At 67.9% G+C, this 3,917-nt stretch carries 3 protein-coding genes and 1 pseudogene; all 4 read left to right on the forward strand.

Features of this window, described 5'->3' with window-relative positions:
* Positions 1-2,024: pseudogene (locus tag I5M_RS30500) on the forward strand (molybdopterin cofactor-binding domain-containing protein); the annotation flags it as partial.
* Entirely contained in the window at positions 2,021-2,845 is an 825-nt protein-coding gene (locus I5M_RS23370) for a xanthine dehydrogenase family protein subunit M (RefSeq protein WP_022723607.1), read from the forward strand. The pseudogene I5M_RS30500 and the gene I5M_RS23370, both read left to right, overlap by 4 nt.
* Positions 2,833-3,357: a (2Fe-2S)-binding protein gene (locus tag I5M_RS23375; protein WP_022723608.1), complete on the forward strand. Its 525-nt coding sequence runs from the start codon at positions 2,833-2,835 to the stop codon at positions 3,355-3,357. Before I5M_RS23370 ends, I5M_RS23375 begins: the two co-directional genes overlap by 13 nt.
* A partial coding sequence (locus tag I5M_RS23380; RefSeq protein ID WP_022723609.1) for an AMP-binding protein occupies positions 3,350-3,917 on the forward strand: 568 nt, incomplete at its 3' end. The genes I5M_RS23375 and I5M_RS23380, both read left to right, overlap by 8 nt.

Genomic DNA, 3,917 nt, shown 5'->3' on the forward strand with positions numbered 1-3,917 from the left:
GATCAAGTCGAGGACTGCGGTGCCACTTGCGCGCACCCGAGCCGGCGACGCTGTATCGGATGCACGGCAATCTCACCGGCGCGTACGATATTCGCCACGTTGCCGTCCGCAATCGCGTCGTCGTCACCAACAAGACTCCCACCGGCCTCAACCGCGGGTTCGGCGGCCCGCAGGTGTACTATGCGCTGGAGCGCCTGGTGCAGCGCATTGCGGTCGAGCTCGGTCTCGATCCGCTCGAGGTCATCCGCCGCAATCTGGTGCCGGCCGATGCATTCCCGTATCGCACCGCGCCGGGCGCGTTGCTGGATTCCGGCGATTACCAGGCCGGTCTCGAGATCGGCGCCCGCGACGGCGGTCTCGCCGAGCTCAAGCGGCGCCGCGATACGGCGCGCGCCGAAAGCCGGCTGTACGGCATCGGCTATGCGGCGGTGGTCGAGCCCAGCGTCTCCAATATGGGCTACATCACCACGGTGTTGACCGCCGCCGAGCGTCGCAAGGCCGGGCCCAAGAATGGCGCGCAGGCGACAGCGACGGTGGCGATCGATCCGGTCGGATCGGTGTCGGTGCACATCGCCTCGGTGCCGCAGGGCCAGGGCCACCGCACGGTGATCTCGCAGGTGATCGCCGACGTGTTCGGCATTGCGCCGTCGGACGTGCGCGTCAACACCGAGGTCGACACCGCCAAGGACGCCTGGTCGATCGCGTCCGGAAACTACGCGAGCCGCTTCGCCGCCGCGGTCGCCGGCACCGCCAAGATCGCCGCCGATCGACTCGCCGCGCGGCTGGCGCGCACTGCTGCGGCGCAGCTCAATGTCGACGCTGGCGACATCGTATTCGTGCGCGGCCGGGTCGGCTCGAAGAGCAACCCTGATAACTCGCTGCCGTTCTCGCGAGTCGCCGCGCTGAGTCACTGGTCGCCGGGCTCGATGCCGGAAGACATCGGCCACACCATCCGCGAGACCGCATTCTGGACGCCGCCGGAGCTCACCGCGCCGGACGATCAGGATCACATCAACTCGTCGCTGTGCCACGGCTTCATCTTCGATTACTGCGGCGTCGAAATCGATCGCACCACCGGCGAGGTGCGCATCGACCGCTACGTCACCATGCACGACTGCGGCCGAATTCTGCATCCCGGCATGGTCGACGGCCAGATCCGCGGCGGCTTCGGCCAAGGCCTCGGCGCCGCGCTGTACGAAGAGTTCGCCTACGCGCCCGACGGCAGTTTCCTCAGCGGCACTTTCGCCGATTACCTGGTGCCGACCTCGACCGAGATTCCCGAGCCGGTCATCATCCATATGGAGACGCCGTCGCCGTTCACGCCGCTCGGCGCCAAGGGCGTCGGCGAGGGCAACTGCATGTCGACGCCGGTGTGCATCGCCAATGCGGTGGCGGATGCGCTCGGCGAGACGAATATCGAGCTGCCGCTGACGCCGGCGAAGATCGCCGCCTTCATCCACGGCGAGGAGATCGCGGCGCCGGCCGGCGCGCAGCAGCAGCGGCCGGCGCGCAAGCCCGGTGCCCGCGGGCTGCAAGGCGAGGGCGAAGCCCGCGTCGCCGCGGCGCCGACGGCGGTGTGGGACATGCTGCTCGATCCCGACACGCTGGCCAGCGTCATTCCCGGCAGCCACGGCGTCGAAAAAATCTCCGATACGCATTTCCGTGCCGACGTCACCATTGGAGTCGGCCCGGTCAAGGGCCGCTATCGCGCCGAAGTGCGGCTGTCCGATCTTGATCCGCCGCATGCGGTGACGCTCTCCGGTTCGGCCGAAGGCGCACTCGGCTTCGGCGGCGGCGAGGGCCGCATCACGCTGACGCCCGACGGCGATGGCACACTGGTCAGCTACACCTATCAGGCCGACATCGGCGGCAAGGTCGCAAGCATCGGCGGCCGGCTACTCGACGGCGCCGCGCGCGTCATCATCGGCCAGTTCTTCCTCGCGCTGGCCCGCCACGCCGGTGGCGAAGCGCCGCCGTCGGGTCTGTGGACGCGGTTGCGCGCCCTGTTCGGGAGGCGCGCATGAAGCCCGCCGCCTTCGATTATCTGCGTGCCGAGACGCGCGACGAGGTGCTGGCCGCACTCGAAAAGGAGGGCGCTGACGCCCGCATCATCGCCGGCGGGCAGTCCCTGATGCCGATGCTCAACATGCGGCTGGCGCGGCCCAAGCTGCTGATCGACATCATGCGGATCGCGCCGCTGGCGCAGATTGATGAGGCCAAAGGCGAAGTGGTCATCGGCGCCAGTGTACGCCAGGCACAGCTACTTGGTTGGGAGTCTCTGAGATTAAAGATTCCGCTGGTGGCCCAGGCGCTGCCGTGGACCGGGCATGCGCAGACGCGCAGCCGCGGCACGGTGTGCGGCTCGATTGCCCATGCCGATCCCAGCGCCGAACTGCCGCTGTGCCTGATCGCGCTGCGCGGCACCGTGCATCTGCGTAGTGCCAAGGCCAAGCGCCGCGTCACGGCCGACGACTACATCACCGGCATGATGAACACCGCGCGGAGTGATGACGAGATGATCGAGGCGGTGTCGTTTCCGGTGGTCGCCGGACGTGGCTACGGCTTTCGCGAAGTCGCGCGGCGGCATGGCGACTTCGCGTTGGTCGCCTGCGCGGCGATCGTTGATAGCAACAATATCCGCCTGGCTGTCGGCGGCGTCTCGGACCAGCCGGAAGCGCGCGACTGGCCGCGCCTCGAAGGCAGCGCGCTCGACGATGCGCTGAACGCGTTCGCCTACGAGGTCGACGCGCGTAGCGACACGCATGCGACGGCGCGCTATCGCCGCGAACTCGTCCGCCGCGTCGGCCGCCAAGTGATCGAGGAGGCGACGCAATGCCTCGGATGAGTTCGGACCAGCGGCACGCGATCGACGTCGTGCTCAACGGCAAGCCGGTTCGCGGCGAGGCCGAGCCGCGCATGCTGCTGACCGATTTCCTGCGCCACGAGCTTGGCGCCACCGGGACTCACGTCGGCTGTGAGCACGGCGTTTGCGGAGCCTGCACCGTCACGGTCGACGGCATGATGACACGCGCCTGCCTGACGCTCGCTGTGCAGGTCCAGGGCTGCGACGTCCGCACCGTCGAAGGCCTGGCGATCGCGCCGGATCGGCTGTCGGTGCTGCAGGCCGCGTTCCGCCGCCATCATGCTTTGCAATGCGGCTTCTGCACCGCCGGCATCCTGATGTCGCTGGACGCATTTCTGCGCGCCAACCCGGCGCCGGACGAAGCTCAGATCCGCGACCTGCTCAGCGGCCATCTGTGCCGCTGCACCGGCTACACGCCGATCATCCGCGCGGCACTCGATGCCGCCGCGGAACTGGCCTCGCAATCCGTGGAGTTCGACAGCAGCCATGCTTGATCTCGGCACCAGTTTCTTGGGGAGCGTGGCGCGCGATCCGCATGCGCTGGCGATCGCCGACGGCGATCTGCACCTCAGCTATCAGGAATGGTACGGCAAGATTTCCGCCGTGGTGGCGGCGTTCGATCAGCTCGGACTCAAGGCCGGCGATCATATCCTGACCGTCCTGCAAAACCGTTGGGAAGCCGCGACGATGCATTGGGCCTGCCAGTTCGCCGGGCTGATCATCACGCCGGTCAACTGGCGTGCCAAGGCCGACGAGATCGACTTCTATCTGGAGAATTCCGAAGCCAAGGGCGTCGTTTATCAGGACGTCTCTGAGCAAGCTGTGAGCCAATCACAGGTCGCGAGCGGACTCTGCCGCATTGGCGTCGGCGTCGCTGCGACTGAAGGCGTAGCCTCGCTCGACGGAGTTCTGCAAGCGTCCGCCGCCGATGCGCAGCCGCAGGCGGCGGCCGATGCCTGGTCGATCATGCTCTACACCTCGGGCACGACGTCGAAGCCAAAGGGCGTGCCACGCCGTCACCGTGCCGAGCGCGCGNCCGGCGTGGCGCATGTGG

It is taken from the genome of Rhodopseudomonas sp. B29, assembly GCF_000333455.1.
GTDB lineage: Bacteria > Pseudomonadota > Alphaproteobacteria > Rhizobiales > Xanthobacteraceae > Rhodopseudomonas.

Coding starts and splice junctions, on each gene's coding strand:
- I5M_RS23370 (WP_022723607.1), top strand. CDS start 2,021: ATGAAGCCCGCCGCCTTCGATTATCTGCGTGCCGAGACGCGCGACGAG.
- I5M_RS23375 (WP_022723608.1), top strand. CDS start 2,833: ATGCCTCGGATGAGTTCGGACCAGCGGCACGCGATCGACGTCGTGCTC.